Raw genomic sequence first — 1,714 nt, 5'->3', positions numbered from 1 at the left:
CCCGCGGCCCCGTCGAACATCCCCATCACGCCCTCGACCACGGCCAGGTCGCACCCGGCCGCGCCGTGCGCGAACAGGGGCGCGATCAGGCCGGGCCCGCACAGGTAGGCGTCGAGGTTGCGGCCGGGGCGGCCGGTCGCGAGCGCGTGGTAGCCCGGGTCGATGTAGTCGGGCCCGACCTTGTGCGGGGAGACGGCGAGCCCGGCCGCCGTGAAGGCGGCCATCAGGCCCGTCGCGACGGTCGTCTTGCCACTGCCCGACGACGGCGCCGCGATGACGAGGCGAGCTACCACTCGATGCCCCTCTGGCCCTTCTGGCCCGCGTCCATCGGGTGCTTGACCTTGGACATGTCGGTGACCAGATCGGCGAAGTCGATCAGCGGCCCCGGCGCGTTGCGCCCGGTGATGACGACGTGCTGGGTGCCGGGGCGGTCGCGCAGGACCTGGATCACCTCGTCGGTGTCGATCCAGCCCCAGTGCAGCGGGTAGGCGAACTCGTCCAGGACGTAGAGCTTGTACGTCTCGGCCGCGAGGTCCCGCTTGACCTGCTCCCAGCCCTCGCGGGCCTTGTCCTCGTTGGTGAGTTCGCCCTCGGCGGGGGCGCGCTGGATCCAGGACCAGCCCTCGCCCATCTTGTGCCAGGCGACCGTGCCGCCCTCGCCGGAGGCGCCGAGCACCTTCAGCGCGTTCTCCTCGCCGACCTTCCACTTCGCCGACTTCACGAACTGGAAGACACCTATGGGCCACCCCTGATTCCAGGCCCGCAGCGCGAGCCCGAACGCGGCGGTCGACTTGCCCTTGCCGATGCCCGTGTGGACGAAGACGAGCGGACGGTTGCGGCGCTGCCGCGTGGTGAGTCCGTCGTCCGGTACGACACTCGGCTGTCCCTGCGGCATTACGCGGCCTTCCTGGAGTGGTTTCCCTGTCCCTGTACGTCCTTGACGAGCCCGGCGATCGAGTCCGCCCGCAGCTCGTCGAGGGTCACCGCGGTCCCGCCGAGTTCGCCCGCCAGCTGCCCGGCGAGGCCGAGCCGTACGTAGCCCGACTCGCAGTCGACGACCACCGAGGCGACGCCGTCGGCGGCGAAGAGACGGGCCGCGCGGCCCGCCCGCGCCACCGGCTCCACACCGCCCGTGGCCCGCCCGTCGGTCACCACGACGAGCAGCGGGCGCCGGGCCGCGTCCCGCAGCCGCTCGACGCGCAGCACGTCGTGCGCCTTGAGCAGACCGTCGGCGAGCGGCGTGCGCCCGCCGGTCGGCAGCGTCTCCAGGCGGGCCGCCGCGGCGTCCACCGACGACGTGGGCGGCAGCGCCACCTCGGCGGCGGACCCGCGGAACGTCACGAGCCCCACCTTGTCGCGCCGCTGGTAGGCGTCGAGGAGCAGGGAGAGCACCGCGCCCTTGACGGCGCTCATCCGCTGCCGGGCCGCCATCGACCCCGAGGCGTCCACCACGAACAGCACGAGGTTGCCCTCGCGCCCCTCGCGCGTGGCCTGGCGCAGATCGTCACGGCGTACGACGAGACCGGTGCCGGAGCGCCCGCGCGCCCGCTGGTGCGGGGCGGCGGCTTGCACGGTCGCCGCCAGGTGCAGCTTGGTCAGCGCGCCCCGGGGCCGCCGCGAACCCGTCGTACGTCCGTGTTCGGTACGGGCCCGCGAGCGCCGCCCGGCCGCGCCCTCGCCGATGCCGGGCACGCTGAGGGCCTTGGTGCGGAAC

The 1,714-nt window shown here is 73.9% G+C and carries 3 protein-coding genes; all 3 read right to left on the bottom strand.

All coding sequences use genetic code 11. The annotated features are described in order from the left end of the window. A partial coding sequence (locus tag AB8Z36_RS39685; RefSeq protein ID WP_440582128.1) for a nucleotide-binding protein occupies positions 1-293 on the bottom strand: 293 nt, incomplete at its 3' end. Beyond that, positions 287-895: a cob(I)yrinic acid a,c-diamide adenosyltransferase gene (gene cobO / locus AB8Z36_RS39680; RefSeq protein WP_369218215.1), complete on the bottom strand. Its 609-nt coding sequence runs from the start codon at positions 893-895 to the stop codon at positions 287-289. The genes cobO and AB8Z36_RS39685, both read right to left, overlap by 7 nt. Further along, the coding region (locus AB8Z36_RS39675) for a vWA domain-containing protein (RefSeq protein ID WP_369218214.1) at positions 895-1,714 on the bottom strand (820 nt) is incomplete at its 5' end. The genes cobO and AB8Z36_RS39675, both read right to left, overlap by 1 nt.

It is taken from the genome of Streptomyces flavofungini, assembly GCF_041028215.1.
Classification (GTDB): domain Bacteria; phylum Actinomycetota; class Actinomycetes; order Streptomycetales; family Streptomycetaceae; genus Streptomyces; species Streptomyces flavofungini_B.
This window is presented reverse-complemented; position numbering and strand designations above follow the sequence as displayed.

Excerpts from the sequence above, each read along its gene's own strand:
- cobO (WP_369218215.1), bottom strand. The coding sequence starts at position 895 with ATGCCGCAGGGACAGCCGAGTGTCGTACCGGACGACGGACTCACCACG.